At 65.5% G+C, this 18,753-nt stretch carries 14 protein-coding genes; 7 read left to right on the top strand and 7 right to left on the bottom strand.

The features are described from left to right. Nucleotides 1–90: 90 nt before the first annotated feature. The 6 genes from OG735_RS00690 to OG735_RS00715 all read right to left on the bottom strand — a co-directional run bounded on the left by OG735_RS00690 (nt 91) and on the right by OG735_RS00715 (nt 8,058). Nucleotides 91–1,023 carry a carbohydrate ABC transporter permease gene (locus OG735_RS00690; protein ID WP_327321177.1) on the bottom strand — a complete coding sequence of 311 codons (933 nt, stop codon included), beginning with the start codon at nt 1,021–1,023 and terminating at the stop codon, nt 91–93. Beyond that, complete coding sequence (locus OG735_RS00695) at nt 1,023–1,904, bottom strand: carbohydrate ABC transporter permease (RefSeq protein WP_327321178.1); 882 nt, start codon at nt 1,902–1,904, stop codon at nt 1,023–1,025. The genes OG735_RS00690 and OG735_RS00695 overlap by 1 nt, the downstream gene beginning before the upstream one ends. 215 nt (nt 1,905–2,119) lie before the next feature. Next, nucleotides 2,120–3,397 (bottom strand): extracellular solute-binding protein, encoded by a 1,278-nt coding sequence (locus OG735_RS00700; protein WP_327321179.1) that lies wholly within the window; start codon nt 3,395–3,397, stop codon nt 2,120–2,122. Nucleotides 3,398–3,993: 596 nt separating this feature from the next. Then, nucleotides 3,994–4,782, bottom strand: coding sequence for a DeoR/GlpR family DNA-binding transcription regulator (locus OG735_RS00705; protein ID WP_327321180.1), 789 nt, complete (start codon nt 4,780–4,782; stop codon nt 3,994–3,996). Nucleotides 4,783–5,467: 685 nt separating this feature from the next. After that, on the bottom strand, nt 5,468–7,168 hold the full coding sequence (locus OG735_RS00710; RefSeq protein ID WP_327321181.1) for a ricin-type beta-trefoil lectin domain protein: 1,701 nt from the start codon (nt 7,166–7,168) through the stop codon (nt 5,468–5,470). A 248-nt stretch (nt 7,169–7,416) separates the two neighbouring features. Continuing rightward, nucleotides 7,417–8,058: a transposase gene (locus tag OG735_RS00715; protein WP_327321182.1), complete on the bottom strand. Its 642-nt coding sequence runs from the start codon at nt 8,056–8,058 to the stop codon at nt 7,417–7,419. Nucleotides 8,059–8,740: 682 nt separating this feature from the next. Between OG735_RS00715 and OG735_RS00720 the strand changes: the two genes are divergently transcribed. Then, complete coding sequence (locus OG735_RS00720; protein WP_327321183.1) at nt 8,741–11,395, top strand: phosphocholine-specific phospholipase C; 2,655 nt, start codon at nt 8,741–8,743, stop codon at nt 11,393–11,395. 322 nt (nt 11,396–11,717) lie between these two features. Here the strand turns inward: OG735_RS00720 and OG735_RS00725 are convergent, their stop codons facing one another. Beyond that, the gene (locus tag OG735_RS00725) at nt 11,718–12,062 is read right to left on the bottom strand and encodes a hypothetical protein (RefSeq protein WP_327321184.1); all 345 of its coding nucleotides are present in this window, start codon (nt 12,060–12,062) and stop codon (nt 11,718–11,720) included. A 1,133-nt stretch (nt 12,063–13,195) separates the two neighbouring features. Here OG735_RS00725 and OG735_RS00730 point away from each other — a divergent pair. The 6 genes from OG735_RS00730 to OG735_RS00750 all read left to right on the top strand — a co-directional run bounded on the left by OG735_RS00730 (nt 13,196) and on the right by OG735_RS00750 (nt 18,742). After that, complete coding sequence (locus tag OG735_RS00730) at nt 13,196–14,158, top strand: hypothetical protein (protein WP_327321185.1); 963 nt, start codon at nt 13,196–13,198, stop codon at nt 14,156–14,158. Nucleotides 14,159–14,753: 595 nt separating this feature from the next. Beyond that, a complete protein-coding gene (locus OG735_RS00735; RefSeq protein ID WP_327321186.1) occupies nt 14,754–15,344 on the top strand; it encodes a transposase in 591 nt (196 codons plus the stop codon). A 246-nt stretch (nt 15,345–15,590) separates the two neighbouring features. Beyond that, nucleotides 15,591–16,064 (top strand): site-specific integrase, encoded by a 474-nt coding sequence (locus OG735_RS41725; protein ID WP_442812576.1) that lies wholly within the window; start codon nt 15,591–15,593, stop codon nt 16,062–16,064. Continuing rightward, nucleotides 15,965–16,684 carry a tyrosine-type recombinase/integrase gene (locus tag OG735_RS00740; protein WP_327321187.1) on the top strand — a complete coding sequence of 240 codons (720 nt, stop codon included), beginning with the start codon at nt 15,965–15,967 and terminating at the stop codon, nt 16,682–16,684. Before OG735_RS41725 ends, OG735_RS00740 begins: the two co-directional genes overlap by 100 nt. Next, nucleotides 16,681–17,910 (top strand): hypothetical protein, encoded by a 1,230-nt coding sequence (locus tag OG735_RS00745; RefSeq protein WP_327321188.1) that lies wholly within the window; start codon nt 16,681–16,683, stop codon nt 17,908–17,910. Before OG735_RS00740 ends, OG735_RS00745 begins: the two co-directional genes overlap by 4 nt. Then, nucleotides 17,807–18,742 carry a tyrosine-type recombinase/integrase gene (locus OG735_RS00750; protein WP_327321189.1) on the top strand — a complete coding sequence of 312 codons (936 nt, stop codon included), beginning with the start codon at nt 17,807–17,809 and terminating at the stop codon, nt 18,740–18,742. Before OG735_RS00745 ends, OG735_RS00750 begins: the two co-directional genes overlap by 104 nt. The last annotated feature ends 11 nt before the right edge of the window (nt 18,743–18,753 follow it).

Below are 18,753 nucleotides of genomic sequence, written 5' to 3' on the forward strand. Positions count from 1 at the left end.
TGCCGGGGCGGTGTGGCGGGGGTGGGCGATCACCGGTCGGTGGCTGTGCCATGGGCACGGCCTGCCGGCGTGCACGGTTGTGCGTGCCGCCTACTTCACCGATCCGGCGGTGAGTCCCGAGACGACATGGCGCTCGATGACGGCGAAGAGCACGACCACAGGCACGATGGCGACAACCGATCCGGCGAACAGGTAGTTCCACTGGACGGTGTAGTTGCCGATGAAGTTGTTGATGCCGACGGTGAGGGGCTGGTTCTCGGGAACGGTCGACAGGGTCAGTCCCATGACGAACTCGTTCCAGGCCGCGATGAACGTGAAGATCACCGCGGTCACCACACCGGGCATGGCCAGCGGCAGCGTCACCTTGATGAGCGCGCGAAACCGGCCGAGTCCGTCGATCATCGCGGCCTCCTCCAGCTCGACCGGGATGGAGCCGATGAAGGCGGTGAGGATCCAGATGGCGAACGCCAGATTGAAGGCGGCGTTGCACAGGATCAGCGTCCACACCGAGTTGAGCATGTCCACCTGGTAGAACTCGCGGTACAGGCCCACCAGCAGTGAGGTCGGCTGGAACATCTGGGTGACGAGGACGAGGAGCAGGAAGATCTTGCGACCGCGGAACCTCATCCGCGCGGTGTAGTACGCGGCGGGCAGTGCCACCAGCAGCACCAGCAACGTGGAACCGGCAGCGACGAGCAGGGTGACCCGGAGGTTCCCGCCCAGGGCCGACTCGCCCCAAACATCTATGAAGTTGGACCAGGCGAGGTGATGCGGCAGGTAGGTGGGGTCGCGCAGTTCGGAGGCAGGGCGCAGCGCGGTAATGACCATCTGCGCATAGGGCAGCAGGAACAGCATGGCCAGCAGCCATGCGGTGGCGGCGACGATCAGCGTCCGGAGCCTGAGGCGTGGGCTCGGAGGACACACCGGTATCTGCGGCAAGGGCTTCGGGCGCCGGGACCGTTCGGGAGCCGAAACGGGCGTGAGGTCCGAGGAGCGGTGCGTCGTCGGGATCTGCTGAGACATCAGCTTTCCTCCTCATTCCACCGGCTGACCTTGAGGAATACGAGCACCATGACGACAACGAGTGCGAAGTTGACGACGGACATGGCGGCGGACTCGCCGATGTCGGTGTCCTTGAGCTGGTACATGAACACGGTGGAGGTTGCGGTGGAGCTGCTGGGGCCGCCCTGCGTCATGCCCCAGATCACCGGGAAGGAGTTGAAGACGTTGATCAGATTGATGACCAGGCCGACCAGGAAGGCGGGGCGCAGCATCGGCAGGGTGATCAGGCGGTAGGTCTGCCAGGTGCTGGTGCCGTCGACCTTCGCAGCCTCGTACACCTCGGCGGGAACCGTCTGAAGACCGGCGAGCAGGGTGTAGGTGGTGAACGGGAGCGACACGAAGACCGCGACGAATACCATCCACGGCCACGCGGTACCGGGGTCACCGAGCCAGTCCTTGGGACTGCCGATGAGGCCGAGATCGGTCATCGCGGTGTTCAGGACTCCCGCGGTCTGGTTGAGCATCCACTTGAAGCCGATGGCGGTCATCAGGACGGACGCGGCCCAGGGCGCGATGAGTGCCCAGCGGGTGAGCCGCCGGCCGGGGAACTGCTGGTTGAAGAGCTGGGCCAGCGCCAGCGAGATGAGCATCGTCAGCCCGACCACGGCGACGGTCCAGATCACGGTCGAGACCAGGACCTGGCTCAGGTCGGGCTCGCCGAACAGCTTTCGGTACTTGTCCAGACCCGCCGAACCACGGACGAATCCGCTGGTGCTGATGCGCTGAAACGATGTGTGGACCATCTCGTAGACGGGCCAGACCACGACGGCCAGGATCAGCAGGACGGCTGGGGCTATCCATGGCAGGGGCCCGAGTCTGCTGAGCCCGGATCGCCTGCCCACTGGGGTTCCCCGGTGTGGTCCGCGGGCCTTGGTGGTGACAGAGCTGAGGGACACGGCTGGTGCCTTCCGTGTGTGTGCGGCGGTACCGCCGCACGGCGAGCGAAGTGATCATGCGAGGCAGCGGCAGGGGTGGTCGGTGAAGACTCTCTCCCACCGTCTGCAGCTTCCGGGCCTGCCCCTGCGCCGGACCAGCCACGGCGCAGGGGCGGGCACTCCTACTCGTTGGAGACGGCGTCCTCTGCCTTCTTCTGCAGGGCGCCGAGCACCTTGGCCGGATCGTCGCCGACAGCGGTGCCGATGGTCTTCTTTATCTCGGCGGAGACGGCGTCCCAACTGGTGTCGCCCAGTGGATAGAAGGTCGCCTGGGGCAGCAGGGCGAAGAACGGCTCCAGGTCCTTGTGCTGCCCGCCGGCGCTCATGTCCTTGAGCGTGTCCGTGGTCACCGGCATCAGGTTGTACATCTCGTCGAACTTCTTGGTGTTCTCCTTGAGGTAGGCGAAGTCCAGGAATTCCTTGATCTGATCCTTGTGACCGTTCTTCTTGAAAGCCATCATCCAGTCGGCCACACCCAGCGCGGACTTGAGCGAGCCGGACCGGCCGGGGATCGGGGCGACGGCGTAGTCGATCTTGCCGTCCTTCGACATCTGGATCAGTGACGGATGACCGTTCAGCATCGCGGTCTTGCCTGCCGCAAAGTCCGCGAAGGCCGTCTTGCGGTCCGTGGTGGCCGGATTGGCATATGTGAGGCCCGGCTCCACCAGGTTGGTCCTGAGCCAGTTGAAGGTGCCGACGTTGGCCTGGCTGTCGAGGGCGTACTTGCCGGCGGCGTCGGTGATCCCCCCGGCGTTGCCCAGCTCCCACATCATGCTTTCGCCCTGTGCTTCCTCAGGGCCGAGGGGCAAGGCGTACGGAGTGACGCCGGGGGCCTTCGCCTTGATGCGCTTCGCGGCGGCCTGCACATCGGCCCATGACTTCGGGGCTTCGGTGATCCCGGCCTTGGCGAAGATCGCCTTGTTGTAGAAGAAGGCGCGGGTCGAGGAGACGAACGGGATGCCGTACTGGACGCCGTCGACCTGTCCGGCCTTGGAGAAGGTCTCCATGAAGTTGGCATGGGTGGCGCTGGAGAGTACGTCGGTGGCCGGGTACAGCAGATGGTCGGCAACCTTGTCCGCGTACCCTCCGGTCTGCAGGATGTCGGGCACGTTGCCGCTCTGGATCATCGTCTTGACCTTCTTGTCGATGTCGTTCCAGTTGACGATCTGGACATCGACCTTGATCTTCGGATTCTTCGACTCGAATCTCTTGACGACGTCGTCCCAGTACAGCTTGGAGCTGTTCGTGGCCTTGTCGCCGTAGTCGGCGGCGACGAGTTTGAGGGTGACGGACCCGTCCGAGGACGCCTTGCCGCCGCCGCCGCTGCCGCTGCCGCACGCCGTGAGGGTGAGTACAGCAGCCGCACCGACCGCCGCAAAGGTGAGCACACGCCTGTTCACTGCAGTTACCTCCTTCAATACCGCCCCCCTTACAAGTGCTCGGGCGAGCAGATGGGGAGCGGCTGACACGGTCTACTTGAACTTGCTCGCAGATGCAGGGCCTGCCCAAGCAGAAAATGAAGAGGATCGCGCCCGACCCACCTAGTAGGAGTCGGCACCGATCACGTCACCGATCAGTGATGTGATCGGTGATGCGCAAGCTTGTAGCTTTGATGGCATAATCTTGCATGCAACGTCAGACTGTCAACAGACTGAGCACGCTTCGGCAAACCCAGCCTCAGAGGCGGCGCCGAAAATGAGCGTGAGGTGCTGAGCGGCGAAGGGGCGGGGCCGCGACGACGCGAAGGCTCGCAGACTCATGCGGAGGCAGGCCACAAAGAGTTAAGTAAAGCCAGAACCGTGTCAGCGACGACAGGCCCGCCGGTCAAGGAGACCTGCTCACGGAACGCACCACTTCCAGGGCACCCGTCACACACCGCACCCCTGAGGCCTCGCGTGCACATATGCGCGATATAGGGGAATACAAACAATAACGGGCACAGCAAAGCTGTGCCCTGAGCAGCAGGAGGGGCGGCTCCCCTGGTCAGGGCCGCCCGTCAGGCGCGGATGACCTCCACGCCGACCGCTGTGAAGGGCTTGATGACGGAGTCGGGCGCGGCGCTGTCCGTCACCAGGACGTCGACGTCCTCCACGGCGCAGATCCGGGCGAAGGCCCGCTTGGTCAGCTTGGATGCGTCTGCGACCACGACGACCCGCTCGGCCTGCTGCGTCAGCGCCCGGTTGATGCTGGCCTCGCCCTCGTTCCGCGCGGTCGCGCCATGCGTGACGTCCATTCCGTCGACCCCGATGAAGACCTGGTCGAGCGTGAGCTGTCCCAGCAGCTCGGTGGCGAGCGGCCCGATGAGTTCGTACGAGGCCGGGCGCGCCACTCCACCGGTGACAACGATCTTCACATGCCGTCGTACGACAAGCTCGTTGGCGATGTTCAGGGCATTGGTGACAACCGTAAGCGCCTCCTGGTCGCCGTTCGCCAGCAGGTCGGCGCGCGCGGCGAGTGCACGGGCCACCTCGGTGGTCGTGGTGCCACCGTTGAGTCCCACCACCGCGCCGGCCTTCACCAGTCCCGCCGCCGCCTGCGCGATGCGTTCCTTCTCCGGGGCGTGGCGGGCCGTCTTGTACCGCAGGGGAAGGTCGTAGGCGATGGCATTGATCACGGCACCACCGTGGGTGCGCGTGATCATGTTCTGCCGGGCGAGCTCGTCGAAGTCGCGGCGGATCGTCGCCGTAGAGACGTTGAGTTCCTCCGCGGCCGCCTCGACGTCGATACGCCCGTTGCGCGTCAGCAGCTCCAAGAGCGCGCTCCAGCGAGCCTGCGGTGCCCCCATCTCTCCTTGCCCCCTGTCGGTGTATGTGCCAGCAATGAAACCACAAGCGAAGACCCATTTCAGCACAGCGCTCCAGGCTCACCCGATGTGGGCGAGGGCCCGTGCCCCCACCGGGGGCGAGCGGCACTGGGCTGAGGCATGACGACTCGCTTCATGAGTAGGAAGAAGCAGCCTCGATCCGTGCGGGCGCTGCCGTGCCGCGGCGGGACGAATGTCTCCTCAAGAGGCAAGATACTGCCGACGAGTTCGTCGAACTGGCAGCCGCCCGCGGCCCGTTCCAGGAAGGCCCCGGCCGCCGCCGTGCCCCATATCCATGGTTTGGCGCGGGTGTTGAGCTTTGATGTTGCCGACTGGGTGGCATGGTCGATCTCGGCAGGTCCGGCGAAGGACTGTCCTGCGCGGGCGGCTTTGCGGACGATGCGCCACCAGCCTTCCTGGAGGTTGAGCCGGCAAGCGCCGACGGGATGAAGACGTGCCGGATGCGGGGGGCCTCAAGCGAGGCCCAAGTGGAGACGCTGTTGTGCGGGAACAGGTTGGCGGACGAAGCCCGGGTTGGAGAGTTCAGCTGGACAGCTCCCACAACAACCCAGGGCTACGCCCGCTTCACACCGGATCGGACCCGAACGACAGTCGCTTCACAAAACCCGGCTCGGGTACTCTCTCATCGCTCTTTCCCCGGTGGAAGTCACGCGGGAGGCGGTGCGCTGAACGGGGCGCTCCAAGTCTGGTTGGGCTGGTGGCTGCCGCAGCTGTAGGTGGTGACTAGGGCGTCAATGTCGTCGAGGCTGCCGTTGAGGTCCATGCAGAGCCCATTGGCTTTGAGCTTGCCTGCGCGGTTGTACGACCAGATCTGCTGACTGTCGCCACTGTTGCAGGTGGTGAGCTTGAGGCCAGTGGTTTGGCCGGAGATGCACAGGCCGGTGTTGGCGAGCGAGGCGATCAGACCGTTACTCTGCCGCTTCCACTGTTGGTTGCCATTGCCGGTGCAGGGGTAAAGGCCGACCTTGGTGCCGTTGGTGGCGCCGCCGTAGGCGTCCAGGCAGTACACGGCGGCCTGAAATTTCGTCTGGGGCGGAGAGATCTGGCCGACGGGACTCGCCTCGCCGCAGTTGCCCGGAGCAATGGTGTACATAGCGTTGTCGTGGCCGGCAATAGTGGTGGAGATGGAGCCCTGAACGGTGGCGTCGGTGTGCGTCCAGAGGTTGCGGGCGGTACGGGAGCAGGACAGGTTGCCGAAGCCGACCCGGCTTAGGTCGAGGTTGTAGGTGGTACTTGACGCGTTCTTGTTGAGGATGACAACGGCGCGACCGCCTCCTGCGAGCGGTTTGACGACGACATCCACTCCCGCCACGGTGGAGCTGTCGTTACGGGAAGCGAGGTATCCGCCGGCACCGAGCGAGTCCTGGTCGACTGCGATAATGTCGGAATTCTTGAGAATGCCGAGCTGCGCGGAGTAGGCAGCCGGGTCGGCCGCCATCTTGCGCACATCAGTGCTGATCATCAGCGGCGAGCCCATAGCCGACCACAAGGCGAATTGACTCCGCTGCTCCGCGAGGGTGAGCTGGTCGTTGTCGCCGATCAGCAGCATGTCGGCGTCACTAAAGTTTCCCGGACTGTTGTAACGGGCCAGGGAGACAGTGTCGATGAAGTTCTGGAGAACCCCGCCCTCGTACCAGTCGTTGCCATGGGGGTGGTCCCAGGCGGAGGACACCGGGGAGTGCCGGACGGCGATATCGGGGCTGACGCGCCACATTTGTCCGAGTGTCCGGACCCATTCCATGGTCTCGTACTTGATATCCGAGGAAGGTCCCACGCCCGCGGGTGCCGACTCGTTGAAGAGAATCTTGCGGCTCGTGCCGGCGGTGGCCGTCTTCAGCGCGTTCGCCATGGCGGTGAACTGCTGCTGGCGGTTGCTCAAGTCTGTTCCGCAGTTGTCGACCTTCAGGGAGTCGACTTCCCAGTACGCCAACGAGTTCGCGTCCGCCTGCTCGTGACCCATGACGCCGCCGGGCACTCCCTGGCAGGTGTTGACACCGGAGGTGCTGTACAGGCCGACGTCCATGCCCTGGCTGTGCACGTAGGAGGCGTAGTCATTCAGCTCCCAGTCGAAGCCGGGCTGTGTGCTGCCGCCCCAGTTGGCCGCGCCGTGCAGGTAGCCGACGCTGGTGCGTTGCATCCAGCAATCGTCGACCGTCAGGTTCTTGTACCCGGCGTCAACCAGACCTGTGTCCTTCATCGCCTTGGCCTGGTCCTGCATGAACTGCTGGAAAGAGTAACCGGATCGCGTACCGTCCAGCCGGGCCTGCGCCTCACAGGTGAACCGTGCCCAGTTGTTGAATCCCATCATGGGCTTGGCGCCGATGGGCGAGCTGGTGTTCGCGGCCACAACGTCCGCGTCGGCCGGGCCGGCGCCCGTCGCGGCAAGGCCTGCGACGGCGAGTATCACTGCAGAGCTGTAGCCGACGAGTCTCTGATGCCATCTCATACGTCACTCCTGCGCGATAAGTGCAAGGGATTACATACTTTTGATCCCCTTGCGCATGGAACAATCAGTCTCACGCACACCATGGCATCGGGTCTGGGATGGCGACAATAGGAGTGCCGGAGGAATGTGGATGCGACCACGAGCCGGCTCTACTGGGCAGGCGGCGCACAGCGGCGCCGTCGTCGTCCCGGTTGCCCGGGCACTGCTCGGTCTGCTTGCGACGTCCGTCGATGTTGGCCCCGCAGCTCGTGCACACCCGGTGCTTCTGCCGCTCGGATCTTCTTCCCGCCGTCGTAACCGCGTGAGGCTGCCGGCACCGAAGCGGCTCCCTTGACCGACTGCGAGTCGGTGATCGCCGCGGTCGGCTCGCAGTCGCGGCCTGCGGCCTCGCGGACCCGGCCGCGCAGCCGGTCGTGCAGCTCCTTGACGAGGCCGTTCTTGCGCCACCTGCGGAAAAAGGCATAGACGCGGTCCCAGGCGGGGAAGTCGGCAGGAACGGAGCGCCACTTGACGCCGTTGTCGGTGACGTAGAAGACCGCGTCCAGCATCTGCCGGTGACAGTAGCCCTCCGGCTGACCGCCCCGGCCCTCCAGCCAGGCCGGCGCTGGCAGCGCGTCCCGGATCACTGCCCACTGGGCGTCGGTTATGTCCGACGGGTGCCGCCGTACCCGCTCCGGCCGGTCGGCTGCGTTCCCGAACCGGTGAGCGAGGCAATCGCACACCGACGGCACCGAGTTGAACCCGAAGGACGAAACCGCGTACCACTGCATCAACAGGACCTCCAGGCTCACGAGTTGGCATCGCAACCCTCGTGCTGCACCGGAGGTCCTGCCTTCATGCGCCCACCCAGCCAAGATCACCCGACCAGGCATCCCGTTCGATCAGAACCGTCCTCATGATCGATAGAAATACGGCTTCTTACCGTCGAGGCCCTCTGACAGCCACCGAGAACCGGCAACCAGGCCCTGTAGTGCCGTTGCCAGTCCAGTGGCCGGGGGCAGTCCCAGTCCGGGGCGATCGCGGTGAGCTGCGCGGCGCGCGCAACCCGGAGCCGCGCAGTGGGGGCGTCGGCTCTTGTGCGGCTGCGTGCAGCGTGGACTGCCGGGTGCTGGGGTGTCTGCCGCGCCGCAGGGCGCGGGCCCCTGCGTCGGGCGGTCAGGGCCCGCTCCCGGCAGCTTGCCGACTACTTCCGGCGCAGCCGTATCTCTGGTTTTCGGGGGTCTTGGGCCGGGTGATATCGGGGGTGGCTATCGCCCCTATAGCCAAACAGGCCGTGTTCGCTATTGCTGAAATTGTTTCGGTGTATATAGCGTCGCGGCACCTCGTGGGGTGCGGTCGGTTTCCGTGCCGATGGGGTGGCCTCCGGCGCGTTCGGGGCTGTGTAGCGTATCCGGATTTGCGGCCTGCCTGCATTTCGCCCTGCCCGGCTTGTGCCCGGGCCGACATGATCATTACGTAGAGAGAAGACGCCTCATGGCCAGAGAAGAGTTTTCCCCTTTTGCGTCCGGCGCGAGCAGGCCGGCGGGTCTGAGCCGGAGGCGGCTGCTGGGGGTGACGGGGGCCGCGGCGGCGATTGCCGCGACCGGGGTGCTGCCGAAGGTGATCAGGGATCTTCTGGCTGTGGTGCCGGCGACTCCGGGGTCGGGGACGATCACCGATGTCAAGCATGTGGTGATGCTCATGCAGGAGAACCGGTCCTTCGACCACTACTTCGGCACGATGAAGGGGGTGCGGGGCTTCAGTGACCCCACCGCGCTCCGGCAGGTCGAGCGCAACCTGCCTGTCTTCTTCCAGCAGTGTGCGGACCACGACGACGGCTGGGAACTGCCCTTCAACCTGGTCATAGCAGAAGAAACCAACGGCAACGGCGCTGGCGTCGAGGGGCCCGGAATGGGCCGGGAGACAGACTACGGCACCTGGAACCAGGGTCGGATGGACGGCTACTGCCCCGCCCACAAGGGCGGCTCGGATCAGATGCAAGATATCTATCCTCTCGGGGGCGGCGAGGTCACCGAACTGACTCACGGCATGGGTTACTTCACTCGCAATGAGATGCCCTTCTATCATGCGCTCGCCGACTCGTTCACGATCGGGGACAACTACTTCCAGTCCACGTTCACGCAGACCAATCCGAACCGTTTGGTGGCCGTATCCGGGTCCAACGGACTGTCGGTCGGCGAGGACTCCGAAATGGGCAATAGCGGCGACGAATTCACATGGGACACCTACGCCGAGGTACTGGAAGTTGCCGGGGTCTCCTGGAAGGTCTACCAGGAGGTGGCGAATTTCGACGACAACCTGATCGAGAGCTTCAAGACGTTCATGGACGCCGCGGACGCGGAGCTCGGCGGACCACGCGGTGACGACAAGGACGAGCGCGACGGACCGGTTACGCCCGGTGCGGGAGGCTGGCGCTTCGCCAAGGGGATTGACTGGCAGGAAGACCTGGTAGAAGCCTTCGGCGACGACGTGGAGAACGACAACCTCCCCCAGGTGTCCTGGATCGTTACACCTTCCGGCGTTTCGGAGCACGCCACGGCTCACCCGCCGGCGGGTGAGGATTTGACAGCGCGCCTGCTGCAGAAGCTCGCGGACAACCCGGACGTGGCCGCCAAGACGGTCTTCATCCTCCACTACGACGAGGGCGGCGGCTTCTTCGACCACGTCCCGCCCCCGACCGCACCAGCCGACGGTGACGGCGACTCCACGGTGTCCCTCGTTGGCGAGCTGTGGAGCGATGACGATGAGATGGAGCCCTTCGGGGAAGTGCCCATCGGTCCGGGGTTCAGGGTGCCGATCATCGTGGTCTCCCCTTGGACCCGCGGCGGATTCGTCAACTCCGAGGTCTTCGACCACACATCGGTCCTGCGATTCCTGGAGACATGGACGACCGCCATCGGCAAGTCCGCCCGCTGCGACAACATCTCCACGTGGCGGCGCGCGGTGTGCGGGGACCTGACCTCCATGTTCGACTTCTCCTCGACCGACACCACGGCCCCCGACCTGCCAGACCTCACAGCCACAGCTGCTCGCGTCGAGGCGGCAGACGACGCGGACGAAGATGAATACCTCCCGCGGATCCCGGATCTGCAGGCTCTGCCGTGGCAGGAACCTGGGACCCGGCCGGCGCGGCCGCTGCCGTACGACCTGACGGTCACCACCACAGTCACGCCCACCAAGATCAGTGTCGACTTCGTCAACGCCGGCAGTGTGGGCGCCAGCTTCCACATCTACGCCAACACCTTCCCCCTCGACTTCCGCGGCGACGATGTGTGGCGGCACACCGTGTCGGCCGGCCGAACAGTGAACGACTACTGGTCCGGCGGAGACCCGCACGGCACCTATGACTACACCGTCCACGGCCCCAACGGCTTCCTGCGCCGCTTCGCCGGCGACTACGTCAAGGCCACCACCAGCGGCAAGGCCAACCCCGAGGTCGCACTCCGCTACGCCCCCGGCTCGCACCGCGTCTACCTGGACATGAAGAACAGCGGCACCGCAGCGTGCGTGATCACCGTCCGCGCTAACCGCTACCGCGCCGGCACATACTCCGGGCCGTGGACCTACACCCTCGCTCCAGGCGCGAGCGACGACGACTACTTCAACATCGGCGGCGGGCAGGGCGACTGGTACGACTTCACCGCCACCGCCGACACCACGGACGGCTTCCTGCGCCGGTTCGCCGGCCACATGGAGACCGGAGCCCCCAGCATCAGCGACCCCAGCATGTCCGTCGACGCAGATGCCGCACTCGCCTTCACTGTCCTTCCCAGCAGCGGGCAGTCCCCGGCCGACGACCGGACCGACACCTACTGGGACAATGACGAGGAGGTGCTCCACGTGCTCGAGCTGAAGCTCGGGGAGCGTAACCGAGCCGTCAACGCAATCGCGTACACCCCCGGCGGTGGCCGGATCCGCCACTACGCGGTCTACCTCAGCCAGGACCCCGAAAAGTGGGGCTGGGATCTTCCCGTCACCCAGGGAGAGTTCGACCCGGAAAACGATGCCCTGCAGGTCATCAACTTCAACGAGACCACCGCCCGCTATATCCGTCTCGTCGCCCCCGGCGATGCAGACGACGCGCCCTGGAATGATGACGCCGACGGGATCACCGTCCGGGGACGGTAGGGCAACCAGGCGGCTCACGCCCCGGCCGGGGCAGACAGGGCCACCCGTCAGCGGCTGCACCGGCCCTGCCCCCGGGCAGGTGTGGCCGGGCGGTGCGGGTTCCGTCGGCATGTGATGCCGGCGGAACCCGCAGCCGGGGGGCGGCAAGGGTTCGCGCGGGCTTATCCGGGTGTGAGCACATGGCGCACAGGGAATCCCGGTGAGGTTGATCATGGTGGCGCTCAGAACCCTGGGCTCACCCAGTGCACCACGACCGAGCTGCGTCCGTCGCCGTTGCTGATCACGGACGCGTTGCCCTCCCCGGCGTAGCGGCCGTGGAGCGTCACCTTCCCCCGGCCTGGAAGGTGACCAGAACCGTCTGTCCGACCATGTCCTGGACCGATTCGGAATCCGGGCCCTGGCGGCCGTGCGTTGCTTCACTGCCCTCGATGCGCACGCCGTCCTTGCCCAGCCACGTGTGGATCCACAGCGCCCGCTGATTGCCCGACATGAACGAGGTGCGGACGTGGTAGGCGAGCTCCCACACCCCAGGAAAGGGAATCGTCAGTTCCGGCACCTGTGAGATGCGCTGTGCGGTGGTGGTGAGAACGTGGTTGAAGGAGAGCGGGCCGGTCTGTACCCATTGCGAGCCGCCCTGCACGGAGGCCGCAGTCGTCGTAGCTGTCATAACTGAAACGGTAGCTTCGACCGTGACCTGTCCCAGAAGCTCGACCTGCACGTGGTCGGCGTCTACCGCGCCTCACCGCCCACCGACCCGCTCTCCGAGATGGTCATGAGCGTCTCCGACCCGGCTTGGTCGAAGGAGCAGTCAACGCTCCTTCTGAATGCCCTTTCAACCGCCGAGCGGGAGCTCCCCGGCGGCCGAACAGCCCCACCGCTGGTCGCAAGACGCCCGGATGGTGCCAAGGCCGAGGTCCGCGTCCGGGTCGAGCACGCATGCATCGCGGTCGCTTCGGTGTCGGAGAGCAGACGGCGGGCACGCTGCTCCAGCCCGTCAAACCCCCCGTCGGCGGCATGACCCAACTGGTCACAGGCCTTCGAAACGGCACCCTCACCCTGCGCGAGGCAGCCGCCCAATTGTGCGCCTGGGCCCGCTGACCGGCCCCACGGCACTGGAGACGCAGCCCGGGCCGCGGCCAGACCCCAGCGAGCGAGATTCGGCCGGGTGCCGCAACGCCTCCGACGGCAGTCGGGTCGAGCACCGGCGCTTCTGCCGTGCCGAGGGCGGGAGATCCTGTACGAGGAAGTGGGCCGCGGCTTGGAGACGCCCGACGGCAGCCTGGTGCCGCTCACCGAGGAAGACCTGGAGCGCCTGCCGCTGCCGACGAAGCACACCTGCGCAACACATACGCGCGGGCCAGGAGCGACAGCCACATCGCGGCCAAGAGCCAGCCTCCGCTCATGCCGGTGAACCAGTGACTTCGGGACAGACGCGGTCGCCGTTTGCGTGGCGACAGTGGCGAGCATCGGTCAGCGTGTGCCCACAGACGCCTGGGCCGCGGGCAAGGCTCGGGGCTCTACCTTCGAGTGACGGCCCTTGGTCTGCCGTTTTCGGGGTGGCCGAGCTGGGCCGATCGGGGCGGGGCGACGGAGTTCAGTCGAAAACCTTGACTGACATGTGAAATGTGAAATTGTTTTCTCCTGGCTGGTTCCCTTCGCTGGGGGCGGGCAGCCGCCGTGCCGATGTACTGCGTGCGGGTCTCGTGGGGTCCAGTCGATGGTGGCCGCACAGGTCACCTCAACCCCGAAGAGGTGTGAATCATGACATCCAGACGAAGAAGCAAGAAGCGCCTTGCGCTTGTGAGCATCGCCGCCATCGGTGCGGCGGTCCTGACGCCGGTGCTGGTCACGCATGCGTCGGCCGCCAGCGAATTCTGTGTGTCGGGAACCCTGAAGTACACGCACGTGGACGCGGAGGCCGGTGGACGCTCGACCACCAATCCTGCTCGAGGCTCCGAGTGGGAGCTGTGGGGCAACGACGGCTCCGACAAGAAGCTGACCAGCGGCACCATCGCCGACAACGGTTCCTTCAATGCCTGTCATAGGCCCGCGCGAGGCAGTTCGCTCACGAAGGTGCGGGTGCAGTTTTTCGCGAGGGGCAATGGCGCGAACGTCGTCACCGACGTTGGCCCGTACGCGACGGGCTATTCGTTTGAAACAAGATCCGCATCGGCCATCACCAGGGACCTGGGCGACGTGATGGTGCCCTCGGCGGGTGCCTGGAAGATCGTGGACACGTTCAAGGAGCTGTCAAGTAAAACTGCCAAGGCGAACGGCACGAAGTACGTATGGCCAACGGCCATTGCCCAAGCCCCATTCTTCGACACGATCAATACGTACGCTGTGTTCCTCAAGGAGGACGACACAAGATCCAAGCATCTCATCCTGCACGAGGCCGGCCACTCCCTGCAGTACAAGGCGCAGGGGAAGTGGTGGGACAGCTCCAAAAACTTGTGCCCCAAAGGCCACAGATTCGGGGAGGTCCTGTCGCCGGAGTGCGCATTCACCGAAGGGTTCGGGGACGCCGTCGCCGCCCACGCCCTCGGCGACGCGAAGTACGTGCATCCGTCTGGCACAGTTGTGTCCCTGCGGCCTCCGTCCGCCGGGAGTAATTGGACGACGCAGGATGACGTGGCAGGCGCCCTGGTGGCGAGGTGGAACACCGACGGCAAGTTCAGGAGCGACCTGAATGCCTTCTCGGGCCAACTGGTCGACACCTACGCCCAGTTCTTTTCCCTCGCCGGTGGCGCACCCCGACCGTAAGCGACGGCACCGCCAGCGACGTGGCGGCACTCGGCATGAACTGCAAGCGCAGCGGGCTGTCCGAGTCCAACGTCGAATGGACCAAGTACATGTACATCTACATTCCCGCAGGCCACCGCTCAGCTCACGATCAGCGTCAGTGGAGGCAGTGGCGACGCCGACCTCTACTACAACAGCCAGACCTGGGCGACCAATACCCGCTTCGCACAAAAGAGTGCCGACTCCGGCAACAGCATACCTGACCATCACCAACCCCCTCTCCGGTTTCAACGGCATCAGCCTGTACGCTAAGTCTTCGTTCAGCGGCGTCACCGTCACCGCTCAGAAGCCGTATTTCCATCGATCATGAGGACGGTTCTGATCGAACGGGACGCCCGGTCGGGTGATCTTGGCTGGGTGGGCGCATGAAGGCAGGACCTCCGGTGCAGCACGAGGGTTGCGATGCCAACTCGTGAGCCTGGAGGTCCTGTTGATGCAGTGGTACGCGGTTTCGTCCTTCGGGTTCAACTCGGTGCCGTCGGTGTGCGATTGCCTTGCTCACCGGTTCGGGAACGCAGCCGACCGGCCGGAGCGGGTACGGCGGTACCCGTCGGACATGACCGACGCCCAGTGGGCAGTGATCCGGGACGCGCTGCCAGTGCCGGCCTGGCTGGAGGGCCGGGGCGGTCAGCCGGAGGGCTACTGTCACCGGCAGATGCTGGACGCGGTCTTCTACGTCACCGACAACGGCGTCAAGTGGCGCTCCGTTCCTGCCGACTTCCCCGCCTGGGACCGCGTCTATGCCTTTTTCCGCAGGTGGCGCAAGAACGGCCTCGTCAAGGAGATAGACCCTGCGACCGGAACCCTGGCCGCTTCGGCCTCCGGCACCGGGTCCTGCACCCCGGGAGCGGGTGCGTCCGCGGCATCGTCGCCAGCGGCCATGGCCTCGGCCAACTCCGCCCGAGCGATCACCCGGCGCTCCAACACCATCTCAGCCGCACCGAATTCGGCCAAAACCCGGTCTGCCTCCGCCTGCAACTCCTCCACGCGCACCCGGGCGACCGCCTCCCCGCTCTTCCAGCAAACCCATCACCGACGCCACCGGCGCCTCCGCATCGTCGAGACCGAACAGGACGTCCGGACCCTCCCACGCCGACACCGGAACCATGCCTGTACAGCGGAAACTCACCGATCACGTCCGGAATGACAACGGCTTCTGACACAGAAGGGGCGCAGGCCCTGACCGGGGCCGCTGGCCTTGATCCTGACCGGGGCCGCTGGCCTTGATGTTGAACAGGTAGCGGCCCAGGATGTCCTTATCTGGACACCTTCGGGTGAGGGCCGTTCCGACTGCGTTGCGGTGAGCTTGCCGCCTCGTTGAGCCGTCCGAGAGGCGGTCGGGGAGGCTTTGGTGCGGGTGCTTCAGGAGCATCAGGACGGGATCGTTCGCCGAGTGCAACTCGTCGATGACGAAGATGAGCCGGTCGGGTCGGCCTGCCGGTTCCTGGACCACTTGGCAGACCGGGGCTTCTCACCGAACACCTTGAGGGCCTACGCGTACGACCTGAAGTACCTGTTCACGTTTCTCAGCCAAGAAGACATGGACTGGCGGGACTTCAGCGCGCCGCACGCACTGCGGCTGTTGGCCTTTCTCCGACGCACGCCGTCTCGTCGCGCTGCCCAGCGGTTTGGACTGGCTGCGATCGCCGGCGGTCCGGACACACCGGGCAGGCTGCTGGCGCCTTCAACGGTGAACCGAATCCTGGCAGCTGTCTCCAGCTTCTACGAGCGATCGTCGCGGCGGAGTACGAGGGTGACGCCTCCCCGATGCAGACACGCCCCGATCCTGCGCTGGCCAGGGTGGCAGACCGCCATCAGCCGTTCATGGGGCGGGCCAGCCGTCAGCAGCCAGTTCGTCGGACGGTGACGGTCAAGCAGCCGCGGCGTCTGCCCCGGCCGATGGACGAGGCCGTGCTGGAGGAGTTCATCGGGAGTCTCAAGCGCTTCCGCGATCTGGCGATCTTCCTTCTCATGCTGGACGGTGGACTGCGGCCCGGCGAGGTCCTCTCGCTGCACGTTGCCGATATCTCCTACGGCCGGCGCCGGGTGACGATCCGCAAGAGGGACGACCACCCGCACGGAGTGCGGGGAAAGTCCCGCATGGAACGGATCGTCGATCTGCACGAGCCGCGGACGCTGGACGCGGTCAGCCGCTACGCCATGCACGAGCGGCCGTTGGAGGCTGTCAGCCCGTTCGTCTTCCTCATCGCAGGCAAGGGCGCCCGCAGACTGGAACCGCTTGGTTACGACGCCGTGGTGCGTCTCTTTTCCCGCCGCATGGCCAAACTCGGACTGCGCACGCCAGAGACGACTCCGCATGCGCTGAGACACACGCATGCCACTGCGATGTGGGAAGGCGGAATGCGGGAGCTTTCGCTTCAGAAGCGGCTCGGACACGCTTCGCCGGAGTCGACGAAGGTCTACACCCGGGTCTCCGACGAGGCGGTACTGGCGGACTACACCCGGGCGCTGGAGAACAACCGATGACTGTCCTTGCGCTTGCAGCGGTTCCCGAACCGCCACCTCGACGCGAACACGCCTCGCGGAGCGAGTACGAATCCTGGGTCCGTTCCACGTTCCCCGGAGCGAGGGGAACCGTCAGCTCGCGACTGTTCTTCTATAAACGCTTCGTCGAGCGGTGGCCTGACCTGGAGGAATGGTTCGCCGCCCCTTTGCTGGTCCGTCTGGACTTGGGCGCCGATGCGGCGGCTGGCCCTGGCATGCGTCGCGGGACTTCACACGAAGCGGGCTCCTACCTGGCCTACCTCGCGCTGACCCACGACATGCCGATGGACGCCGACTGGGTGCTTGCCCGAAACTTCGACAGCCTGTTTCACCCCCGTGTTGCTCCCGCGCTGGGGGTGGACCTAGACCTGCTGAACACCCTCGACCAACGTCAGCAACAACTCGGCTACCGAAGTGGAAGGTCAGCCCTGACCTGGGGAGTCGCTCGCCTCGTCCTCTGGAAGGGAGATCCGGACATCACCGCCATCACCCACCAGGACCTGGTCTCATTCAGCGAAGAGATCCGCCGATGGAGCTTGTTACCGGAAGCCGCTGTCATCCGGGCAGCCCATATCCACAGCACACGCCGTGTGCACGAACCGCCCGTACTCGTCAGCCAGTTCGAGAAAGCATCCCTGAGCCGATTGCACAGTCTGCACGTGCTCATGTTCAACACCGGCCAGATCAGCGAGCCACCATTTCACGGTCTGAAGACCCGCGAACTATGGCGCGAAGAACTCACCCCGGCCGACACCCCGCCCGCGGTCGCTGCACCGGTCAATCGCTGGCTGGCCGGACGCCTCCAGAGCACCGACCGGGCCGAATCCGTACGCAACGCTCGCGACGCCTTTCGCTACTTCCTTCGCTGGCTCGGCCAGAGTCATCCCGAGATGGCCAATCTCGCCGAGCTGACCCGGTCCCACGTCGAAAGCTGCCTCTCACACCTGCACCAGCGGATCAACCAACGTGCTGCAATTCTTCCGCGAGAGCAGTCAGTGGGGATGGACCGACGTCCCAGCCCGGCCTCTCCTCGGCCGCTCGGACCTGCCGAAACTTGCCATGCGGTTGCCCCGCTTCATCCCCAGGGACGAGCTGGGTCGGTTCATGCAGTCCATCGACGAACTGGACGACCCGCATCAACGGGCTGCCCTGCTCCTCTTGCGCTGGAGTGGAGCCCGCCGCGGCGAGATCGCCCGGCTGGCCCTTGACTGCCTGGACGCCTACCCCGATGGCTACCCCCGGCTTCGGATCCCGGTCGGCAAAACCTATACCGAGCGCATGATCCCCTTGCACCCCCAGGCGGCGGACGTCCTGCGCGAGCTGATCGATTCGGCCAAAGCCGCGAACGCCGCGGCCCGCCACGATGCATGGGCCCAACAGCCGGTTCGCTACGTGTTCATGCGACGAGGCAAGCCCATGGGTCGGCACTTCCTCTTCGAAGACGCCCTGGAGATCGCCTGCCGCAAGGCTGGACTCGTCGACGGCGACGGCAATCCCACCGTGACTGCCCACCGGTTTCGCCACACCGTCGGCACCCAGTTCGCCGAAGGGGGCGCCCAGATCCAGACCATCATGGCGGTCCTCGGGCACCGCAACGCGCAGATGTCGGCCACGTACTCCCACATCAGCGACCCCGTCCTGAAGGAGCAGTACCAGAAAGTCATTGCCGCCGGCGGACGGATCGCGGGACCTGCCACCGAGGAACTACTGAGCAGAAAGATCGGCGAAGACACCCTGAACTGGCTCAAGACCAACTTCTTCAAGACCGAGCTCGAACTCGGACACTGCCTGCGGGCATCCGCTGAAGGGCCCTGCGAGTGCGATCTCTATCTCCGTTGCTCGAAGTTCCTCACCACCAGTGAGTACGCCCCGCGCCTGCGGTCCCGGCTCACCCGCGAGCAGCAACTCGCCCAGGATGCCGTCGAGCGCGGCTGGCCCCGCGAGGTCGAGCGGCACAACGCCATCGCCGACCGGATCCGTGGCCTCCTCGCCGACCTTGGAGAGAGCGCAGCCCCTGGCCGCCCTGACAACCACTGCTGACCACGCACAAT

The organism is Streptomyces sp. NBC_01210, from assembly GCF_036010325.1.
In the GTDB taxonomy this organism is placed as follows: Bacteria; Actinomycetota; Actinomycetes; order Streptomycetales; family Streptomycetaceae; genus Streptomyces.

Excerpts from the sequence above, each read along its gene's own strand:
- OG735_RS00690 (WP_327321177.1), bottom strand. The coding sequence starts at position 1,023 with ATGTCTCAGCAGATCCCGACGACGCACCGCTCCTCGGACCTCACGCCC.
- OG735_RS00705 (WP_327321180.1), bottom strand. The coding sequence starts at position 4,782 with ATGGGGGCACCGCAGGCTCGCTGGAGCGCGCTCTTGGAGCTGCTGACG.
- OG735_RS00720 (WP_327321183.1), top strand. The coding sequence starts at position 8,741 with ATGGCCAGAGAAGAGTTTTCCCCTTTTGCGTCCGGCGCGAGCAGGCCG.
- OG735_RS00725 (WP_327321184.1), bottom strand. The coding sequence starts at position 12,062 with ATGACAGCTACGACGACTGCGGCCTCCGTGCAGGGCGGCTCGCAATGG.
- OG735_RS00735 (WP_327321186.1), top strand. The coding sequence starts at position 14,754 with ATGACCGACGCCCAGTGGGCAGTGATCCGGGACGCGCTGCCAGTGCCG.
- OG735_RS00740 (WP_327321187.1), top strand. The coding sequence starts at position 15,965 with ATGCAGACACGCCCCGATCCTGCGCTGGCCAGGGTGGCAGACCGCCAT.
- OG735_RS00745 (WP_327321188.1), top strand. The coding sequence starts at position 16,681 with ATGACTGTCCTTGCGCTTGCAGCGGTTCCCGAACCGCCACCTCGACGC.
- OG735_RS00750 (WP_327321189.1), top strand. The coding sequence starts at position 17,807 with ATGCAGTCCATCGACGAACTGGACGACCCGCATCAACGGGCTGCCCTG.